This is a genomic window from Janthinobacterium sp. 61 (assembly GCF_002846335.1).
GTDB lineage: Bacteria > Pseudomonadota > Gammaproteobacteria > Burkholderiales > Burkholderiaceae_D > Janthinobacterium.
Genome location: NZ_PJMQ01000001.1, coordinates 681,699 through 699,552 on the forward strand (window position 1 = coordinate 681,699; position 17,854 = coordinate 699,552).

16 protein-coding genes are annotated in these 17,854 nt (G+C 64.0%); 11 read left to right on the forward strand and 5 right to left on the reverse strand.

The features are described 5' to 3' along the window. Window positions 1-96: 96 nt before the first annotated feature. Entirely contained in the window at window positions 97-693 is a 597-nt protein-coding gene (locus tag CLU92_RS03180) for a TetR/AcrR family transcriptional regulator (protein WP_101484467.1), read from the forward strand. 13 nt (window positions 694-706) lie between these two features. On the opposite strand, the gene CLU92_RS03185 is transcribed toward CLU92_RS03180, so the two are convergent. Beyond that, the gene (locus tag CLU92_RS03185) at window positions 707-1,078 is read right to left on the reverse strand and encodes a flagellar basal body protein (protein ID WP_101480695.1); all 372 of its coding nucleotides are present in this window, start codon (window positions 1,076-1,078) and stop codon (window positions 707-709) included. Window positions 1,079-1,528: 450 nt separating this feature from the next. Here CLU92_RS03185 and CLU92_RS03190 point away from each other — a divergent pair, with 450 nt between their 5' ends. From CLU92_RS03190 to CLU92_RS03205, 4 genes are all read left to right on the forward strand, one after another. Then, a complete protein-coding gene (locus CLU92_RS03190; protein ID WP_101480696.1) occupies window positions 1,529-3,028 on the forward strand; it encodes an NYN domain-containing protein in 1,500 nt (499 codons plus the stop codon). Window positions 3,029-3,114: 86 nt separating this feature from the next. Further along, window positions 3,115-3,732 carry a hemolysin III family protein gene (locus tag CLU92_RS03195; RefSeq protein ID WP_101480697.1) on the forward strand — a complete coding sequence of 206 codons (618 nt, stop codon included), beginning with the start codon at window positions 3,115-3,117 and terminating at the stop codon, window positions 3,730-3,732. An 80-nt stretch (window positions 3,733-3,812) separates the two neighbouring features. Further along, window positions 3,813-4,694, forward strand: a complete 882-nt coding sequence (locus CLU92_RS03200; protein WP_101480698.1) for a LysR family transcriptional regulator — start codon at window positions 3,813-3,815, stop codon at window positions 4,692-4,694. 17 nt (window positions 4,695-4,711) lie between these two features. Continuing rightward, a complete protein-coding gene (locus CLU92_RS03205) occupies window positions 4,712-4,945 on the forward strand; it encodes a hypothetical protein (protein WP_143452520.1) in 234 nt (77 codons plus the stop codon). Here the strand turns inward: CLU92_RS03205 and CLU92_RS03210 are convergent. Together CLU92_RS03210 and CLU92_RS03215 are read right to left on the reverse strand one after the other, a co-directional pair. Next, window positions 4,935-7,814 (reverse strand): EAL domain-containing protein, encoded by a 2,880-nt coding sequence (locus tag CLU92_RS03210; RefSeq protein WP_101480700.1) that lies wholly within the window; start codon window positions 7,812-7,814, stop codon window positions 4,935-4,937. The genes CLU92_RS03205 and CLU92_RS03210 overlap by 11 nt on opposite strands. A 160-nt stretch (window positions 7,815-7,974) precedes the next feature. Beyond that, a complete protein-coding gene (locus CLU92_RS03215) occupies window positions 7,975-8,745 on the reverse strand; it encodes a transferase spermidine synthase (RefSeq protein ID WP_101480701.1) in 771 nt (256 codons plus the stop codon). Window positions 8,746-8,961: 216 nt separating this feature from the next. Here CLU92_RS03215 and CLU92_RS03220 point away from each other — a divergent pair, with 216 nt between their 5' ends. Both CLU92_RS03220 and CLU92_RS03225 read left to right on the forward strand, forming a co-directional pair. Next, window positions 8,962-9,237 carry a hypothetical protein gene (locus CLU92_RS03220; RefSeq protein WP_101480702.1) on the forward strand — a complete coding sequence of 92 codons (276 nt, stop codon included), beginning with the start codon at window positions 8,962-8,964 and terminating at the stop codon, window positions 9,235-9,237. Between the two features lie 37 nt (window positions 9,238-9,274). After that, window positions 9,275-10,426 carry a diguanylate cyclase gene (locus tag CLU92_RS03225; protein ID WP_101480703.1) on the forward strand — a complete coding sequence of 384 codons (1,152 nt, stop codon included), beginning with the start codon at window positions 9,275-9,277 and terminating at the stop codon, window positions 10,424-10,426. Between the two features lie 126 nt (window positions 10,427-10,552). Here the strand turns inward: CLU92_RS03225 and CLU92_RS03230 are convergent, their stop codons facing one another. Beyond that, window positions 10,553-10,747 (reverse strand): hypothetical protein, encoded by a 195-nt coding sequence (locus CLU92_RS03230; protein WP_101480704.1) that lies wholly within the window; start codon window positions 10,745-10,747, stop codon window positions 10,553-10,555. 306 nt (window positions 10,748-11,053) lie between these two features. On the opposite strand from CLU92_RS03230, the gene CLU92_RS03240 reads away from it, so the two are divergent. The 4 genes from CLU92_RS03240 to fdhD all read left to right on the forward strand — a co-directional run bounded on the left by CLU92_RS03240 (window position 11,054) and on the right by fdhD (window position 15,433). Continuing rightward, window positions 11,054-12,136 (forward strand): calcium:proton antiporter, encoded by a 1,083-nt coding sequence (locus CLU92_RS03240; protein ID WP_071077959.1) that lies wholly within the window; start codon window positions 11,054-11,056, stop codon window positions 12,134-12,136. A 164-nt stretch (window positions 12,137-12,300) separates the two neighbouring features. Next, entirely contained in the window at window positions 12,301-13,758 is a 1,458-nt protein-coding gene (locus tag CLU92_RS03245) for a Ppx/GppA phosphatase family protein (protein WP_101480706.1), read from the forward strand. A gap of 93 nt (window positions 13,759-13,851) precedes the next feature. Continuing rightward, window positions 13,852-14,535, forward strand: coding sequence for a hypothetical protein (locus CLU92_RS03250; RefSeq protein WP_101480707.1), 684 nt, complete (start codon window positions 13,852-13,854; stop codon window positions 14,533-14,535). A gap of 79 nt (window positions 14,536-14,614) precedes the next feature. Beyond that, window positions 14,615-15,433 carry a formate dehydrogenase accessory sulfurtransferase FdhD gene (fdhD, locus tag CLU92_RS03255; RefSeq protein ID WP_180338412.1) on the forward strand — a complete coding sequence of 273 codons (819 nt, stop codon included), beginning with the start codon at window positions 14,615-14,617 and terminating at the stop codon, window positions 15,431-15,433. Here the strand turns inward: fdhD and CLU92_RS03260 are convergent. Then, window positions 15,409-17,733 carry an FdhF/YdeP family oxidoreductase gene (locus tag CLU92_RS03260; RefSeq protein WP_101480709.1) on the reverse strand — a complete coding sequence of 775 codons (2,325 nt, stop codon included), beginning with the start codon at window positions 17,731-17,733 and terminating at the stop codon, window positions 15,409-15,411. The genes fdhD and CLU92_RS03260 overlap by 25 nt on opposite strands. Between the last annotated feature and the right edge of the window lie 121 nt (window positions 17,734-17,854).

Below are 17,854 nucleotides of genomic sequence, written 5' to 3' on the forward strand. Positions count from 1 at the left end.
TTTTGCGCGGTCAAGGTGCAACTGCAAAATAAATCACGAAGGCGGCTTGCATGCCAGGCGTTATACTGGCCGCCAGTTTGCAAGCAGAGGATGAAAATGGCAGGAAGACCGAGGGAATTTGACCGCGCGCTGGCGCTGGCAAAAGCGCGCGACGCATTCTGGACGCGCGGCTACGAGGGTGTGTCGATGGCCGACCTGGTGGCGGCGCTGGGCATCGCCTCGGCGCGCATCTATGCGGCGTTTGGTTCGAAAGAGCAGCTGTTCCGCGAAGCCGTGGAGCTATACGAGTCGGGTGAGGGCGCGTTTGCCGTGCATGCCTTGGCCGCCAGCTTGAATGTGCGCGACGCGGTGGCGCGCATGCTGGAAGAAGCCGTGCTGCTGTACACGCGCAGCGGCCAGCCGCAAGGCTGCATGGTGGTCACGGCCGCCACGAATACGAGTGCGGAAAACGCCGGCATCGCCGACTGGCTGGCGCAACACCGCCGCGCGCGCACGCAAGCCGTCATCGAGCGCTTGCGCGCGGCGCAGCTGGCGGGAGAATTAAAAAAGGAAGCGGATGTGCAGGCGCTGGGCGACTACTATGCAGCCTTGCTGCACGGCCTGTCGGTGCAGGCGCGCGACGGCATTCCCGCCGAACGGCTGCTGGCGCTGATTCAGCCTGCCATGGCGCCGCTGGCGCTGGCTATGATGTAAATAGTCACAGGGTTCAGGTTTTGACGTCGATCAGGCTACCCAGGGCCTGGTCGGCTGCCTTGACGACATTGGCCGACAGGTTGAAACCTGCCTTGTAGACCAGGTTATCCGTCAGTTCAGAAGCGAGGCCCACGCCGTTCGGCCGGCTTTCAGCCGTCTTGGCCGCAGTCGCATTGGCGCCGCTGACGCTTTCGCCGGCGGCCAGCTTGCGCCCTTCGACGGAGAGGGTGACGCCCGTGCCGGCCGGGCTGGCTTCCTGGAAGTTGGCCGACTGTGGCTGGAAGCCCGGCGTATTCGCATTGGCGATATTGTTGGCGGCCACATCCAGCGCGCGCTGGTTGGCGGTCAGCCCCGAGGTGCCGGTGGTGAGGGCGGATATGGACATGGCAGCTCCTTCAGAATGCACCTAGTTTACTCCTGCCAGCGGGAAAAGTGTGGTGGTGCAAGGCAACAATTTTTCCTGGCGGTACTTGCCGGAAAAGGAGGTGCATGAGGTGATTTTTCATATTCTCCTGTGGCATTTCACTGCCTGGAGTGGCACGGTAGTCTTCCGCCGAGTCCGCCACTTCCTGCCTGTATCGTTTCATGCTCCGGAGGTGTGCTGCTCAACTTGTGTCGGCCAGCGGCGCAGCAGCATGCCGTGCCAGCTGTATTCGGTCGATGAAAGCGTTGCTTGGCCAGGCGCCAGCACCTGCGCGAGTACCGCCGCCGATGCGCAATAGGTGCACCGCGCACGATAGTTGTCGCCGAAACGGGGGATGGGCGAATATACTAGGCGAAAAGGGAGGCGTAGCGCTTCCCGTCCGCCCTTATCATCCAGCGAGAATTCACCCTTATGGCGTCATCCCCAGAAAACCTCAGCATGGCCGTGTTTTGCGACTTCGAGAACGTCGCGCTCGGCGTGCGAGATGCAAATTACGAAAAATTCGATATCAAGCCCATCCTTGAACGCTTGCTGCTCAAGGGCAGCATCGTTGTCAAGAAGGCATATTGCGATTGGGACCGTTATAAAAGTTTCAAGGGCACCATGCATGAGGCGAACTTCGAACTGATCGAAATTCCCCACGTGCGCCAGTCCGGCAAGAATTCGGCCGACATCCGCCTGGTGGTCGATGCCCTGGACCTGTGCTATACCAAGGCTCACGTGAACACCTTCGTCATCATCAGCGGCGATTCCGACTTTTCCCCGCTGGTGTCGAAGCTGCGCGAGAACGCCAAGCAGGTGATCGGCGTGGGCGTCAAGCAATCGACCTCCGACCTGCTGGTGGCCAACTGCGATGAATTCATTTTCTACGACGACCTGGTACGCGAGAGCCGCCGCACGGCCGCCAAGCGCGACGCGCGCGAAAGCCCGGCTGCGGCCACCAAGCGCTCGCCCGACGAAGAAGTGCGCCGCAAGGAAAAATACGAGTCGCGCAAGACGGAAGCGATCGAGATGGCCGTCGAAACTTTCGACGCGCTGGTGTCGGAGCGCGGCGACAGCGGCAAGATCTGGGCCTCGATGCTGAAAGAAGCGATCAAGCGCCGCAAGCCGGACTTCAGCGAGTCCTACTACGGTTTCCGCACCTTCGGCAACCTGCTGGAAGAAGCGCAGGCGCGCGGCTTGCTGGAATTTGGCCGCGATGAAAAATCGGGCGCCTATGTCTACCGCAGCAGCGGCCTGGTGGCCGTGCCGGCCGCCGTGAACGCGGATGCAGCCGGCGAGGCAAGCGGCAATGGCGAGACCGACGTGACGGCGGAAGAGGGCAATCATCGCGAAGGCGGCAATCGCCGCGATTCGCGCCGCAATGGCCGTGGCGGCCGCAAGCAGAACGAGCATCGCCGCGGCGAAGCGCCACAGGCCTTCGTGCCGGTGGCCGACGCCGAAGCAGTCGTCGTCGAGCAGTATGCGCCGACGCCGCAGCCGGAAGTGCAGCACGAGGTAGCCGAAGCGGTGGCCGAGGTGGTGGCCGAAGAAGGCAACGCCAAGCGCGGTTCGCGCCGCAATGGCCGTGGTGGCCGCAAGAATAGCGATGGCGCCCGTGAAGCGCGCGCCGAAGCGGTCGAGGTGGCGTCGGTGGAAGCCATGCCTGCGCCAGTGCCTGAACCTGTAGCCGAAGTGATCGTGGAAGCCGTCGCCGAAGCGAAGACTAAGGCCAAGCCGCGCACGCCGGCGCGCAAGACCGCAGCAGCCAAAAAGCCGGCCAAGAAGGCGGTCGACGTCGAGGTGGAAGCGGTGCCTGTCGTTGAAGCGGCGCCGGCGGAAGCGGCCGTCGTGGCGGAAGACAAGCCGGCCAAGGCGCCGCGCAAGACGCCGGCACGCCGTCCCGCGCGCAAGAAGGCGGAAGCGGCTTGATTGCAACCCCAAAGCAAGAACTGGGGTCAGACCCGGCGGGTCTGACCCCGGAATTTTGCTGCGTCTTGGCAAAGCGGCATTAGTCCATGTACCACGGTGAACGGTTCAACAGCATTTCCCATACGGTGGGCGCCGCGCTGGCGGCCATCGGCGGCGTCATCCTGATCGTCGCGGCGGCCCGCACGGGCGACCCCTGGAAAATCGTCAGCTGCAGCGTGTATGCTGCCATGCTGCTGACCTTGTACCTCACTTCAACCCTGTATCACAGCGTGCGTGGCAAAGCCAAGGCCGTGCTGCAGCGGCTCGACCACTGCGCCATCTACCTGCTCATCGCGGGAACCTACACGCCCTTCATGCTGGTGACCCTGCGCGGCCCGTGGGGCTGGTCGCTGTTTGGCGTCGTGTGGGGCCTGGCCCTGCTTGGCATCGTGCAGGAATATATGTACGCGAAAGGCGCGCGCATCCTGTCGCTGGTAATTTACGTGGCCATGGGCTGGCTGGTCGTCATCGGCATCAAGCCGCTGCTGGCGGCGCTCGAATGGAACGGCTTCCTGTGGCTGGTGGCAGGCGGGCTGTGCTACACGGGCGGCATCGTTTTCTACGCCACCGATCACAAGCTGCGCCATGGGCACGGCATCTGGCACCTGTTCGTGCTGGCCGGCAGTAGCTGTCACTTTATCGCCATTTTGTTCTACGTTGCCTGACGTTGCCTGTTGCCATCACTGTTGCTGTGATTCCTTTATAATGGCGCCATATGTGAAACACAGGCAATAATAAGGCAGCAATGGATATCAATTCGGACGACTTGAAAATCTTCGTCACCGTCATCGACAGCGGCACCCTGAGCGCGGCCGCCGTGCATCTGGGACAAACCACCTCGGGGGTCAGCCGCGCCCTGTCGCGCCTGGAAGACAAGTTGGCCACCTCGCTGCTGACGCGCACCACGCGGCGCATGGAGCTGACGGAAGAAGGGCAGTTGTTCCTGGACAAGGCGCGCGCCATCCTCGCCTCGATGGAAGATGTGGAGGAGTCGATCCGCATCCGCCGCCAGAAGCCGGCCGGGCGCTTGTCCGTGGATGCCGCCTCGCCCTTCATGCTGCATTGCGTGGTGCCCCATGTGGCCGAGTTTCGCGCCATGTACCCGGACATCCGCCTGGAGCTGACCAGCAACGACCAGATCGCCGACCTGCTCGAGCACCGTACCGATATCGCCATCCGCATCGGCGCCCTGGTCGACTCGACCCTGCATGCGCGCCCGCTCAGTGCCAGCCCGCTGCACGTGCTGGCCACGCCCGCCTACCTGGCGCGCCACGGCGTGCCAGAAACGCCGGAAGCGCTGTCCGGCCATGCGTTGCTGGGTTTTGCGCAATATGAACTGGGCAATCACTGGCCGCTGCGCCACGACGACGGCAACAGCCTGCAGATCGTGCCCGCGCTGGCGGCCTCCAGCGGAGAGACCCTGCGCCAGCTGGCGCTGCATGACCAGGGCATCGTCTGCCTGTCCGACTTCATGACGAAGGACGACATCGCTGCCGGCCGCCTGGTGCAGGTGCTGCAGCCGTTCTATACGGGCTACCGCCAGCAGATCCACGCCGTGTATTACCGCAACACGCAGCTGGCGCAGCGCATCAGCTGCTTCCTCGAATTTTTGCAGCACAAGCTGTAGGCATGATGGAGCGAGGCATGCAATGTCCGACTTGCGGCGAGTATGGCGACCTGCTGCACGCAACGGTCAAGAAAACGGGGCAGGCGGTGATCGTTTGCACAGAGTGCGATTTGCTGTGGGCGCATCCACAACAGGATATCGATCTGGCCCGTGCATCAGATGTGGAGTTGTTTTTGGCGCAAGCGGGTCTCGAACCCGATTGGCAAGAGCTGCAATTGGGTGCCAGGGTGCCGCCGCCCCCTAGTGCATGACGTGCGTTTCTTCCGCCCGCAGCAGAGCTTCGACTTCGTGCGCCGGCAGCGGGTGGCTGAAGTAATAGCCTTGCGCTTCGTCGCAGCCGTGCTGGCGCAGGTAATCGAGCTGCGCAGCCGTTTCCACGCCTTCGGCTACCACGCGCAACTTTAAATTGTGCGCCAGGGCGATGATGGAGACGACGATGGCAGCATCGTCCGCGTCGCGCGCCACGTCACCGACGAAACTGCGGTCGATCTTCAGCACGTCGATGGGGAAGGTGCGCAGGTAGGCGAAGCTGGAATAGCCGGTGCCGAAGTCGTCGATCGACAGCTGCACCCCCAGCGCCTTCATGTCGTGCAGCTGGCTGACGGCCAGCGCCACGTCGTGCATGAACAGGCTTTCCGTCAGTTCCAGTTCCAGGCAGGCGGGCGGCAGGCCCGTTGCAAGCAGCACTTCGGAGATCGAGGCGACCAGGTTCGGCTCGTTGAACTGGCGTGCCGACAGGTTGACGGCCAGACGCAGCTTGTCCAGTCCCGCCGCGTGCCAGCTTTTCACCTGCGCGCAGGCCTGGCGCATGACCCAGGCACCGATCGGCACGATCAGGCCCGTATCCTCTGCCAGCGCGATGAAGCGCTGCGGCGCCACCATGCCCAGGTCCGGGTGCTGCCAGCGCAGCAGCGCTTCCACGCCGACAATGCGTCCGCTGGCCAGGTCCACTTGCGGCTGGTAATACAGCACGAACTGCTCGCGCTCCAGCGCGTTGCGCAGCGCCGTCTCGATGCGCAGGCGCTCCAGGGTGGCCTGGTTCATGGCCGTCGTGTAGAACTTGATGTTGTTGCGGCCCTGTTTCTTGGCGCAGTACATGGCGATGTCGGCTTGCTCGATCAGGTTCTGCGTCTCGCCATTCAAGGTCACGTCGCCCGGGGCGTCGTAGCGCGACATGTCGTAGACGGCCACGCCGATGCTGCAGGTGACGAAAAATTCCTTCCCATCTAACAATACCGGCTGCGCCACGGCATCCATCACGCGCTGCACGATGGCGCCGCTGAGCACTTCGTCGGCCTGTTCGCACAGGATGGCGACGAATTCATCGCCCGACAGGCGCGCCACCGTATCGCTTTCGCGCAGGCTGGCCTGCAAGCGCGTGGCGATGGTTTTCAGCAGCAGGTCGCCGGCCTTGTGACCGAGGCTGTCATTGACGAACTTGAAACGGTCGAGGTCGATCAACAGTACCCACAATGCGCGGTTCTTGCGGCGCGACAGGGCCATCGCCTGGGCCAGGCGGTCGCGCAGCAGGGCGCGGTTGGGCAAGCCCGTCAGCACGTCGTGGTGGGCGATGTGCTGGATTTGCTGTTCGACCAGCTTGCGTTCCGTGATTTCGGACCCCGTACCCCGGTAGCCGCGAAATTCGCCCAGTTCGTTGAACAGCGGTTCGCCATTGATGCTGAACCAGCGCAACTGGCCATCGCGGTCTTTCATCGCATATTCGAGGTTGGAAAAGGGCAGGTGCGCTTCCAGATTGGCGATATGCTGCTTGCCCCAGCGCGAGTTGCGCATCTCCGGGTTGTTTTCCCAGCGCGTCATGCCGATGAAGCGTTCCAGCGGCATGTTCGACTTGTCCGTGAAACCGCTGGTGATGTGGGTGAAGCAGAAGTTGGCATCCTGTTCCCAGTACCAGTCCGAGGACAGGGCCAGCAGGCGGCGGAAGCGCTTTTCGCTTTCCTGCAAGGCGCGCTCCGTGCGCTGGCGCGCCCGCACGTCGGCGCTGAGCAGTTCATTGCTGCGCTTGAGGTCGGCCGTGCGCTGTTCCACCAGCAGCTGTACGCGGCGCGAGCGCTGCGTCAGTGTCTGCACGAAGGCCGCCGTCAGCACGCTGAACAGCAAACCCGTGATCAGGGTGAGCAATGAGCCCAGGTGGTCGGCCAGGAAGGGGCGCGGAAGGGCCACCACGCGCACATGCCAAGGCCGGCCGGCGGAGGAAAAGGCCCGGTCATAATGGCTGTGATAGGCAAATTGCAGCCAGCGTGGCAGCGACTTCCAGGCGTCGCCCGCTTCGTTGGCAGGCGCCTGGCCATGCCGGAAGATCAGCTGGTGCGGATCGGCGCCGGCGTCGGCGTAAACGCTGAGTTCGAGCTGCGGGTCGCCCAGCAGGTCGGCGCCGGCGAGGATCTTCTGCACCAGTTCCCCGGCGCGGACGACGACCGCGGTATCGCCGATCAGCGCCGCGCGCCGCTGCTGCACCGTTTGCAAGGGCACGCCGTGGCGGTACACGGGGCGCAGGATGACGAAACCCTGCTGCGGTCCCTGCGCCAGGGCCAGCAGGCCAGTGGCAGTGGTCTGGCCGCTGATGATGGCCTGCTCCAGCGCGCCGGCCAGCAAGCCGTCAGGGCGCACGTTCAGGCCGAAGGCGGGACGGTTGCCCTGCAGTGGTTCGAGATAGTCCACCACCAGGTAGCTGGCGCGCTTCGTGGCGGGCACGATGACGCCATCGCGCATTTCCGTCATGGCGTAATCGGGGGTGATGCGTCGCAGCTCGGCCTCGAAGGCCGCGCGCTGGGCATGCGGCACGATGCGGTGGAAGTTGAAAGCCTGGATGAAAGGGTGGCGCTGCAGCAGCGGCGTGGTGAAGGCGTGGAACTGCTCGCGTGAGACGGGCACGACGGCGGCAAACAGCTGGTTCGTCGTGGTCAGTACCTCGACCGCGTCATCGAGTCCCTGCTCGATGGCGGCCACGCGCGCGCCGGCGCGCTGCTGCAAGCTCAGGCTCATCTTGTCGTATTCGAGCTGGCTGATGGCGGCGAACAGCATGGCGGTGATGCCGACGCCGCTGGCAAAGGTCAGCGCAGCCGCGGCAGAAATCGACAATGGCAGGCGGCCACGCAGCATGGTTTTTCCTATCTCACTTCATGGACACTTGAATTGGGCGGCGCCTGCCGGCCCCGCGCTGGCCGTAGTTTGTCATAAACCACATTCATCATGCAGATTTTGCACCAAATTACTGCTAATAAGCAACAACATCCATGTCCATGGCGGGGGAAGACGGCAGTCAGTCTCTGCCCGCGCCTGACTGCCGGCGCATACGCCACAACTGCCATGCCGGCAGCCAGCGGTTCAGGAAAGCCATGCCGCACACCCGCCGCCAGCGCACCAGGCGCACGACGCGCAGTGCACGGCCCGCGCCTAGTTTGTCTGGCCTGGCGGCGAAGACGATGCGGTTATTGCCCGCGATGCCGTCGAAGTGGCAGACGGCGCCGCGGAAGGTGAGCATCAGGCGCGCGAGCATGGCGGGATAGTGTTCGTCATAACTGAACAGGTTTGCCACCAGCACGCCGCCGGGTAGCAGGGCGCGCAGGCAGTCCGCATAGAAGCGCGCGCTGCCCAGTGCGGGTGGCAGGCCCGTTTCATCATAGCCATCGAGCAGCAGTACGTCGGCGCAGCCCGGATGCTGGCGGATATAGCTGACGGCGTCCGTTTCGATGATATGCAGGCGCGCGTCGTCGGGCGGCAGCATGAACTGCTCGCGCAGGGCGATCACGTCGGCGCGCAATTCCAGCACGGTGATGCGCGCTTCGGGCAGGTGGCGGTGGCAGAATTTCAGCAGCGAACCGCCGCCCAGTCCCACCATCAGGATGTGCCGGGGACGCGGCACGAACAAGGTGAAGCACATCATGGCGCGCGCATAGCGCAGCAGCAGGTGGTCAGGGCGAGACAGCAGCATTTCGCTCTGGATCATGCCTGGCTGGAATTCCAGGCGGCGCCGGTCGCCGCAGGTATGCACCTGGGGCGCGCGTACGGCAGGTAATTTGCTATCCGACATAGGACGACTTCGCTGAGTGGACTGGGGGAGATGCTTTGTTGCATTCAGAGAAATCTGATAAGCTCCCGTGAGCATACCCGATTAATCCGCACCGAGCGTCCGTATATGGCAGAGGCGGGCTCGCCACTTGCCGTCCGACGTGCGGTGTGGCGCAGCGCAAGGCAGTCTACGGCACGCGGCGCCACGGCCGCGCAGTCGGGCACCATGGAGACAAGCATGTTTTTGGATCACCCCATCATTACCGCGACGAATAGTTTTACCGAGCCTGACCGCATCGAGCGGCTGACGCGCGTATATGGTTACGCAGCGGCGCTGGCCGACGTGGCCGCCAATGTCGGATTCATTGAAAAAGTGGCCCAGATCCACGATCACAAGGGTACCCTCATCGTGTTCTGGCATGAGGCGCCCAACGAAGTGGAAAAGCAGTATTTCGTGCAGGCGTGGGCCAGCAAGGTGGGCGACGGCAGCACGAATGTCGAACACGAAATCTGACCTGGCGCACCGCGCCTGCGCATCGATAGCGTAGCCCATGGATATCAAGACCCTGGTACTGGCCCTGGCGCTCGGCAACCTGAGCCTGTGCGCGGCCCTGTTCTTCTTCGAGTACGAGCGCAAGAAGTCGCTCAGCATGTCCACCTGGGCGGTGGCCAAGCAATGCCAGGCCGTGGCCTGGTGTTTGCTGTATTTCCGTGGCGTCTTGCCCGATGTGCTATCCATCCTGCTTGGCAACAGCCTGCTGTTTGCCGGCATGGCGCTGGACGCGGGCGCGCTGTGGCAGGCGGCCGGCCGCAGCGGCTGGCGCCGCACCATGCTGCCAGCGCTGGGCCTGTCGGTGGCGCTGTTTGCCGCCTGCTACCTGTTTGACGTGGCGCCGCTGCTGCGCAGTGCCGGCGGTTCGCTGATCGTGGCCGGTTTTTTCATTGCCGGCGTGGCCGCGTTGTGCATCAAATGGCGGGAGGCGAGCATGCTGCGCCGTTTTCTCGTCGTCAGCATGGGTATGCTGTCGCTGCTGATCGCCGCGCGCGGCGTGCTCGCTGCCGCCATGCCGTATGTTGACACCGAGCCGCTGCAGCTGGCCGGTTTTGGCGCCCTGTACCTGATGATGCTGACGAACGCCTTCGGCTATCTGCTGCTGTCGCGTGAAAAACTGGGCGGCGAACTGGCGCGCCTGGAAGTGCTCGACGCGGCCACGGGCGTGCCGAACCGGCGCGGCTTTTACCAGGCGCTGGCGCCGTGGATGGCGCTGGCGCGCCGGCCCGGCCTGCCGACGGCGCTGGTGGTGCTCAATATCGACCATTTCAAGCGCGTCAACGACAGCTACGGCCATCCGGTGGGTGACGCAGTGCTGAAAACCATCGTCGATACTTGCCGCCAGCAACTGCGCGACAGCGACCTGATGGGCCGCCTGGGCGGCGCCGAATTCGCCATCCAGCTGCCGCGCACGACCCTGGCCGATGCGCTGATGGTGGCCGAGCGCATCCGCGCCGCCGTCGAAGTGCTGCCCGTCAAGACGGAGCGCGCCGTGCTGCAACTGACGGCCAGCCTGGGCGTGACCACCATCCGTGCCGAGGACAGCACCGTCAGCCTGTTCAAGCGGGCCGACGAGGCGCTGCAGGCTGCCAAACAGGCGGGCCGCAACAGGGTGGTTGAAGCGCAGGGCGCGTGCACGCTGGACGTGTAGCGCCCCTATTTCTTGGGTGACCCCAGCCAGCTGGGCTCTTTGCCGCATTCCTTGCTAAGGAACAAGGCGTCGAGGCCGGGATCGCAGCGCCTGTCGGGCGCCTTCATGGGCTCCGCGCTGAACCATTCACTCCTGGGCAGGATCTTTTCTTCGCGTGGCGCCACCGGCGGCGCGGGCGGCAGGCGCAGGTGGGGTGGCCCAGTTTGCATCAACCTGCACTTCGCGGGCCTGTGGTTTGCTCGCGTCCTCGCGCGGCGCCTGCGTGCCTGCCTGTGCGGCGGCACACAGGACGCTGGCGAAGACGAATAATACGGTGCGCATGGCTGCGCTGCTTGATCGATTCATGGTCTGTCCTTGGTCGGTAGCGGGAGGGTCTGCCCTGCAGTATGACGGAATCTGCAAGCAAAAAGACAAGGAATTGCAACGGCATGTTACCAAAGGGACTATAGTTATGGGTAGCAAGCAGGTGCACTGCAGCAAGGTGAGCGAGGCGCGGGGCGCCGGCATGCGGACGTGTGTATTCCCTAACTTTCATTTAAGCTAAGCAAGTTATGCTGTGGGGTGCACGCTAGGCCCCTCTTGTCGTCCGCACCGCAGTTCCCCTTTTTTACTCTTGCCAGGCCCATAATGAAAATGCTTAAATCCCTGCCTGTATGGCCGCTTGCCGCCCCCCTTGCCGGCTGGCTGTTCCTGTTCGGTTCCACGTTCAATGTCGGCGGCGCTTACCAGATCCTGCTGGTGGCTGGCTTGATCGGCAGCGTGCTGGCCGCCGTGTACCATGCGGAAGTGGTGGCGCACCGCATCGGCGAACCGTATGGCACCCTGGTGCTGGCGCTGGCCGTGACCCTGATCGAGGTGGCGCTGATCGTTTCGCTGATGCTGGCCGGCGGGCCGGAAACGACGGGACTGGCGCGCGACACCGTGTTTGCCGCCATCATGATCATTTTAAACGGCATCGTCGGCATCTGTTTGTTGCTGGGCGCCGGGCGCCACAGGGAACAGACCTTCGGCCTGCTCGGCGTGAGCGCGTCGCTGGCGACCCTGGCGGCCATCGCGATCCTGACACTGGTGCTGCCGAATTACACCTCCAGCGCCGCCGGACCATATTACAACTCCAGCCAGCTCATTTTCATTGCCGTCATCTCGCTGGTCCTGTACGGCACTTTCGTGCTGGTGCAGACGGTGCGCCACCGGGACTACTTCCTGCCCAAGGAAGCCGTCGGCGACGAAGAGGTGCATGCTGCGCCGCCCACGCCCACCGTCGCCTGGGTCAGCGCCGGTGCGCTGCTGGTGTGCCTGGGCGCCGTGGTGTTGCTGGCCAAGTCGCTGGCGCCCGCGCTGGAAACGGCGATTGCCGCCATGGGGGCGCCGAAAACCCTGGTCGGCATCGTCATCGCCGCCATCGTGCTGCTCCCCGAAGGCCTGGCCGCCGTGCGCGCGGCGCGCGCCAACCGTTTGCAAACGAGCTTGAACCTGGCGCTCGGCTCCGCCCTGGCCAGCATCGGCCTGACGATTCCCGCCGTGGTGGTGGTATCGCTGGCGACTGGCCTGACGATCACCCTGGGACTCGATATCAAGTCGACAGTGCTGTTGCTGCTGTCGCTGATGGTCGCCACACTGTCGCTGGGCACGGGCCGCACCACGGTCATGCAGGGCACGGTGCACCTGGTGATTTTTGCTGTCTATTTGTTTACCACCATCGTGCCTTAAACGTCGTCGCCGCGCGACTTCTTGTCACAATCCTGTCACGCCGCTGTCATACGATGGGGGTAGTGTGGTAGGATTTTTAAATCGTTTAAATGATTTATATAGTTTAGCAACTGAGTTTGCCAACTTTTCCGGTTGGCACAGCAATGACAAGACAAGAGGCCAGTATGTATGCAGCGGTGGACCTAGGGTCCAACAGTTTTCGTTTACACGTCGGCAAGCATGATGGAGACACCATACGCGTAGTCAAGAGCGTGCGCGACCCGATACGCCTGGCCGCCGGCCTGGACGCCAATGGCGACCTGACCGAGGCGGCCATGCAGGGGGCGCTGGCCTGCCTGCAGCGCTTTCGCGCCATCCTCGCAGGCTTCGAACTCGATGCCGTGCGCGTCGTGGCCACGTCGGCCATGCGCGTGGCGCGCAATGGCGCCGTCTTCCTGCCGCTCGCCGAGCAAGCCATAGGCTACCCGATCGAGATCATCTCGGGCGAAGAAGAGGGGCGCTTGATCTACATGGGCGTGGCCAATGCGCTGGCCATTCCTGGCGAACGCCGGCTGGTGATGGATATCGGCGGCGGTTCGACCGAACTGATACTGGGGCGTGGCAACGATATCGAACGGGTAGAGTCCTTCAGCCTGGGCACCGTCAAGCAAAGCCTGTCGTTCTTCATCGGCGGGCGCATCGACGCACCGTCGTTCGAGGCGGCCATCCTGTCGGCGCGCAGCCATTTCGAGGATGCCGCGCCGCCGTACCGCCCGCAGCACTGGAAGACGGCCTACGGCTCTTCCGGCACCATTCGCACGATCGCCGACATCATCGCCCGCAACAAGCTCGGTGATGGCTTGCTGTCCGGCACCAGCCTCGATGCGCTGGCGCGCCGTTTCATCGAACTGGGCCACACCAGCCGCATCGACATGCCCGGCTTGCGCCCCGACCGCGCCAGCACCATCGTCGGCGGCCTGGCCATTTTGATCGGCCTGTTCCGCGAACTGGCCATTCCCGTCATGACGCCAATCGAGGCGGGCCTGCGCATGGGCGTGATGTGGGATTTGTACCTGCGTTCGACCAAGCGCGACCGCCGCGAACAGTCGGTGCAGGGCTGCATGGAGAAATTTCATATCGACCAGCAGCGCGCCGGCCGGGTGGCCGAGCAGGCACTGGCCATGTACGCGCAGCTCAAGCCCACGTCCGACGCCATGGTGAAATGCCTGCGCTGGAGCAGCCTGCTGCACGAAGTGGGCCTGGCCGTGTCGCAGACGGGTTACCACAAGCACGCATCCTATATCGTGGAAAATGCAGACTTGCCCGGTTTTACCACGCGCGAACAGAAGACCATGAGCCGCTTGATCCTGGCGCAGAAGGGCAACTTGCGCAAGATCGGCGAAGTGCTGTCCGATCCTGATTTCGCCAAGGCCGTGCTGGCGCTGCGCCTGTCGATTCTGCTCATGCATGCGCGCATCGAAGCCGATTTCAGCGAACTGCGCCTGCGCATGAAGAGCCGCATCGAGCTCGACATCAAGCGCGGCTGGGTGGCGCACCATCCCACCGTGTCGTTCTGGATCGAGAAGGAGCAGGAATTCTGGGATGAGGTCGGGGTCGATTTCACCATCCGCGCCAGCGCCTAGGAGGTCATGCCGTGTGCATGACTTGATGTGTAGCATGCAAGATTTTAAAAAACAGTATATATTGTTTATATTATTTGTTAAATTGGAAAATCCATGACCAAATCCACCCCAGTGAAAAAAGCCGAGGGCGCGCCCGTATCGATGTTCCCCACCAGCGCCTCGATCAATGCGGCAGCGGCAAAGAGCGCACCGGCCGCCAAGCCTGTCGTGAAGCCAGCTGCCAAGCCGGTGGCAAAAGCCGCAGTCAAGCCAGTGGCCGCCAAGGCCGCCGCAGCGAAGCCTGTTGCCGCCAAGCCTGCCGTTGCCAAGGCGCCCGCCGCCAAGCCGGCGGCCAAGGCCGTCGTCGCCAAACCAGTTGTGGCCAAGCCAGTCGCCAAAGCCGCTGCCAAGCCGGCCGCCAAGGTTGCGGCCAAGGTTGCTGCGAAACCCGCCGCCAAGGCTGCGGTCAAGCCGGCAGCGAAAACTGCCGTCAAACCGGTGGCCAAAGCTGCCGCCAAGGCTGCACCAGCGAAAAAAGCGCCGCTCGCCAAGGTCGCCGCCGTCAAGGAAAAAGCCCGCAAGCCGAAACTGGTGCGCGACAGCTTCACCATGCCGGAAGCGGAATATGAAGTTTTGGGCCAGGTCAAAAAAGCTTGCCTGAAGGCCGGTTTCGAGATCAAGAAAAGCGAATTGCTGCGCATCGGCGTGGCGCTGATCAGCCAGATCGACCTGGCGACCCTGCAAAACGTGCTGGCCGGCCTGCCGCAGCTGAAAACGGGCCGTCCGAAGAAGGATTGATGACGCGAGCGGAGGGGCCGCCCCCCGCTTGCCCGTTCTGGTTTACCATGGGGGCTGTGATAGTTCCCCCGTGGTTGCCATGTCAGAAGAAACCAGTATTGAACGCGCCGGCTTCGTCGAGCGCGCCATCATCCGCCACCGCGCGCACCAGTCCATTGATGCCATCGACCATGTCGCCGAGGAAATCCCCGTCGCGCTGGTCTTCAATGGCATTTCCCACGTCGTCATGATGGCCACCCCGCGCGACCTGGAAGCATTTGCCTACGGCTTCGCGCTGACGGAAGGCGTGGTCGCTTCCGCCGGCGCCATTTTCGATTGCGAAGTGGTCCTGCGCCCTGACTCCGCCGAAGTGGCTTTGAGCATTGCCCAGGAGGATTTCGTGCGCCTGAAGGACCGGCGCCGCCAGCTGACGGGCCGCACGGGCTGCGGCGTGTGCGGCATCGACAGCATCGACATGCTCGATTTGCAGCCCGAAGCGCTGCCGCCGCCTCTGATCCACGTCGACTTGCCGGCCGCGCTGGCGCGCGCGTCGGGCGGCTTGCACGAACACCAGGCGCTGATGCGGGCAACGGGCGGCGTGCACGCGGCCGCGTGGTGCACGCCCGAAGGCGATATCGTCCACGTGTTCGAGGATGTCGGCCGGCATAACGGCCTCGATAAACTGATAGGCCATTTGGCACTGAGCGGCACTGACATGCGGCGCGGCTTCGTATTCCTGTCCAGCCGCGGCAGCTACGAACTGGCGCGCAAGGCGGCGCGCATGCGGATCCCGCTGCTGGCGACGATCTCCGCCCCCAGTTCGCTGGCCATTTCCATTGCCACGCAGGCGGGCATGAAGCTGGTCGGCTTCTGCCGCCAGGATGCGTACGTCGATTACACGCCCGGGATCACCTTGTAAGTTCCGCTGCGTTCCAGCAGCACGGGGACAGATTTCGACGTCGGCGTGCCGGCGCCGTCCGCCGTGCTGGCGAGCGGCACCAGCGCGTTCGTCTCCGGGTAATACGCGGCCAGGCAGCCGCGCGGGATGTCGTAGTCCTCCAGCCGGAAACCATCGGCACGGCGCGCCACGCCATCGTCCCAGGCGCCGATCAAGTCCACCAGGTCGCCATCGGAAAAGCCCAGCATGGCGATATCGTCCTTGTTGGCGAAGACCACCTTGCGCGTGCCGTACACGCCGCGGTAGCGGTCATCCATGCCATAGATGGTGGTGTTGTACTGGTCGTGCGAGCGCGTGCTCATCAAGACCATCAGGCGCTCGCCGTGGCGCGCGCGGGCGCGATGCAACGGCGTGTCGAGGTCCAGCGGGGCGACGAGGAAGCTGGCCTTGCCGCTGGCCGTCTTCCACACGCGTTCGCGCGAGGCCACCGTCAGATGAAAGCCGCCCGGCTGCGCCACCCTGGCGTTGTAGTCATAAAAGTCGTCAAACACTTTCTCGATGTCGTCACGGATACGCGCATAGTCGGCCGCATACGCGCGCCAGTCCACCAGGCCGTTGCCCAGCGTCGCTTCGGCCATGCCGGCCACGATGGCCACTTCCGAGCGCAGCTGTGGCGAGGCGGGCGCATTGCGGCCGTACGAGATATGCACCATGCTCATCGAGTCTTCCACCGTCACGCCCTGCGCCACGCCGTGCTGCAGGTCGATCTCCGTGCGCCCCAGGGTAGGCAGCAGCAAGGCTTCCTTGCCGATGACCAGGTGGCTGCGATTGAGCTTGGTGGCCACTTGCACCGTCAGCGCGCACTGGCGCAACGCGGCAAAGGTCAGCGGCGTGTCGGGCGTGGCGGCCGCGAAATTGCCACCCAGCGCAATGAATACCTTGACGTCGCCGCGCTGCATGGCTTCGATGGTGGCCACGACGTCGTGGCCGTGCGCGCGCGGCGGCGCGAAGCCATACACCTGGCCCAGGCGGTCGAGGAAGGCGTTGGTGGGCTTTTCCTCGATGCCCATGGTACGGTCGCCCTGCACGTTCGAGTGCCCGCGCACGGGGCATAGGCCCGCGCCCGGCTTGCCGATCTGGCCGCGCAGCATCATCAGGTTCGACAACATGCGGATGGCTGCCACACTGTGCTTGTGCTGCGTCAGGCCCATGCCCCAGGTGGCGATAATGCGCTGGCCCTTGATGAAGATGTCCGTCAGCGCCTCGATCTGCGCGCGCGCCACGCCCGACTCCCGTACCAGCAGTTCCCAGCTTTCTGCGCGCAGGTCGTCGCGGAAGGCCTCGAAACCGCTACAGTGTTCAACGATGAAAGCATGGTCGATGACGGCGGGCTCGCCGCTGGCCTGCGCCGCATCGTCATGCTCGACGACGCGCTTGGCGACAGCCTTGATCAGGGCGAAGTCGCCGCCCAGGGTGGGTTGCACGAACAGGCCGGCCAGGCGCGTGCTGCCCAGAGTCGCCATTTCCAGCGCGCTTTGCGGGTCCATGAAGCGCTGCAAGCCCCGTTCGCGCAGGGGATTGATGGAAACGATGGAGCCGCCGCGGCGCGCGCAATCGCGCAGTTCGCCCAGCATGCGCGGATGGTTGGTGGCGGGATTCTGGCCGAAGATGAGGATGGTGTCGGCCAGTTCGAAGTCGGCCAAGGTCACCGTGCCCTTGCCGATGCCCACGGTGGCCGGCAAGCCGCGGCTGGTCGCCTCGTGGCACATGTTGGAGCAGTCGGGGAAGTTGTTCGTGCCGTACAGGCGCGCCATCAGCTGGTACAAAAAGGCCGCTTCGTTGCTGGCGCGGCCCGACGTATAAAACGCGGCCTGGTTCGGGTCGGGCAGGGCGCGCAGGTGGCGGCCCACGAGGGCGCAGGCGTCTTCCCAGGCGATGGGCACGTAGCGGTCGCTGGCAGGGTCGTACACCATCGGTTCGGTCAGGCGGCCGTGCTGCTCCAGCGCGTAGTCCGACTGTTCCAGCAGCTGGGTGACGGTATGGCTGGCAAACAGCTCCGGGCCGGCGCGGCGGCTGGTCGCTTCGGCGGCGACGGCCTTGGCGCCGTTTTCGCAAAAGGCAAACGTGGAAGCGTGGTTGCGGTCCGGCCAGGCGCAGCCGGGGCAGTCGAAGCCGTCCGGCTGGTTTTGCGCCAGCAAGGCTTTCAGATTGCCGGGCGTGACCCGTTCCTGGCGCAGGCTGATGACCACGTGTTTCAAGGCATCCCAGCCGGCGGCCGGCTTGGCATAGGGCGTGATGTGGGGCGCTTCGTGTTCGTCCATGGTGGCTTTCCGGAAGGGGCGTGTGGTAATTATGCACGATCCCCGAATGACATTGACTAGCGTCATGGAAATGACATTCGGCTGTCATTTTCCTGACATATTAGGCAAGTACGCTGGAGTC

What these genes read in the sequence shown, in the direction of transcription:
- CLU92_RS03180 (WP_101484467.1), top strand. Translation starts at nt 97, where the DNA reads ATGGCAGGAAGACCGAGGGAATTTGACCGCGCGCTGGCGCTGGCAAAA.
- CLU92_RS03185 (WP_101480695.1), bottom strand. Translation starts at nt 1,078, where the DNA reads ATGTCCATATCCGCCCTCACCACCGGCACCTCGGGGCTGACCGCCAAC.
- CLU92_RS03190 (WP_101480696.1), top strand. Translation starts at nt 1,529, where the DNA reads ATGGCGTCATCCCCAGAAAACCTCAGCATGGCCGTGTTTTGCGACTTC.
- CLU92_RS03195 (WP_101480697.1), top strand. Translation starts at nt 3,115, where the DNA reads ATGTACCACGGTGAACGGTTCAACAGCATTTCCCATACGGTGGGCGCC.
- CLU92_RS03200 (WP_101480698.1), top strand. Translation starts at nt 3,813, where the DNA reads ATGGATATCAATTCGGACGACTTGAAAATCTTCGTCACCGTCATCGAC.
- CLU92_RS03205 (WP_143452520.1), top strand. Translation starts at nt 4,712, where the DNA reads ATGCAATGTCCGACTTGCGGCGAGTATGGCGACCTGCTGCACGCAACG.
- CLU92_RS03210 (WP_101480700.1), bottom strand. Translation starts at nt 7,814, where the DNA reads ATGCTGCGTGGCCGCCTGCCATTGTCGATTTCTGCCGCGGCTGCGCTG.
- CLU92_RS03215 (WP_101480701.1), bottom strand. Translation starts at nt 8,745, where the DNA reads ATGTCGGATAGCAAATTACCTGCCGTACGCGCGCCCCAGGTGCATACC.
- CLU92_RS03220 (WP_101480702.1), top strand. Translation starts at nt 8,962, where the DNA reads ATGTTTTTGGATCACCCCATCATTACCGCGACGAATAGTTTTACCGAG.
- CLU92_RS03225 (WP_101480703.1), top strand. Translation starts at nt 9,275, where the DNA reads ATGGATATCAAGACCCTGGTACTGGCCCTGGCGCTCGGCAACCTGAGC.
- CLU92_RS03230 (WP_101480704.1), bottom strand. Translation starts at nt 10,747, where the DNA reads ATGCGCACCGTATTATTCGTCTTCGCCAGCGTCCTGTGTGCCGCCGCA.
- CLU92_RS03240 (WP_071077959.1), top strand. Translation starts at nt 11,054, where the DNA reads ATGAAAATGCTTAAATCCCTGCCTGTATGGCCGCTTGCCGCCCCCCTT.
- CLU92_RS03245 (WP_101480706.1), top strand. Translation starts at nt 12,301, where the DNA reads ATGTATGCAGCGGTGGACCTAGGGTCCAACAGTTTTCGTTTACACGTC.
- CLU92_RS03250 (WP_101480707.1), top strand. Translation starts at nt 13,852, where the DNA reads ATGACCAAATCCACCCCAGTGAAAAAAGCCGAGGGCGCGCCCGTATCG.
- fdhD (WP_180338412.1), top strand. Translation starts at nt 14,615, where the DNA reads ATGTCAGAAGAAACCAGTATTGAACGCGCCGGCTTCGTCGAGCGCGCC.
- CLU92_RS03260 (WP_101480709.1), bottom strand. Translation starts at nt 17,733, where the DNA reads ATGGACGAACACGAAGCGCCCCACATCACGCCCTATGCCAAGCCGGCC.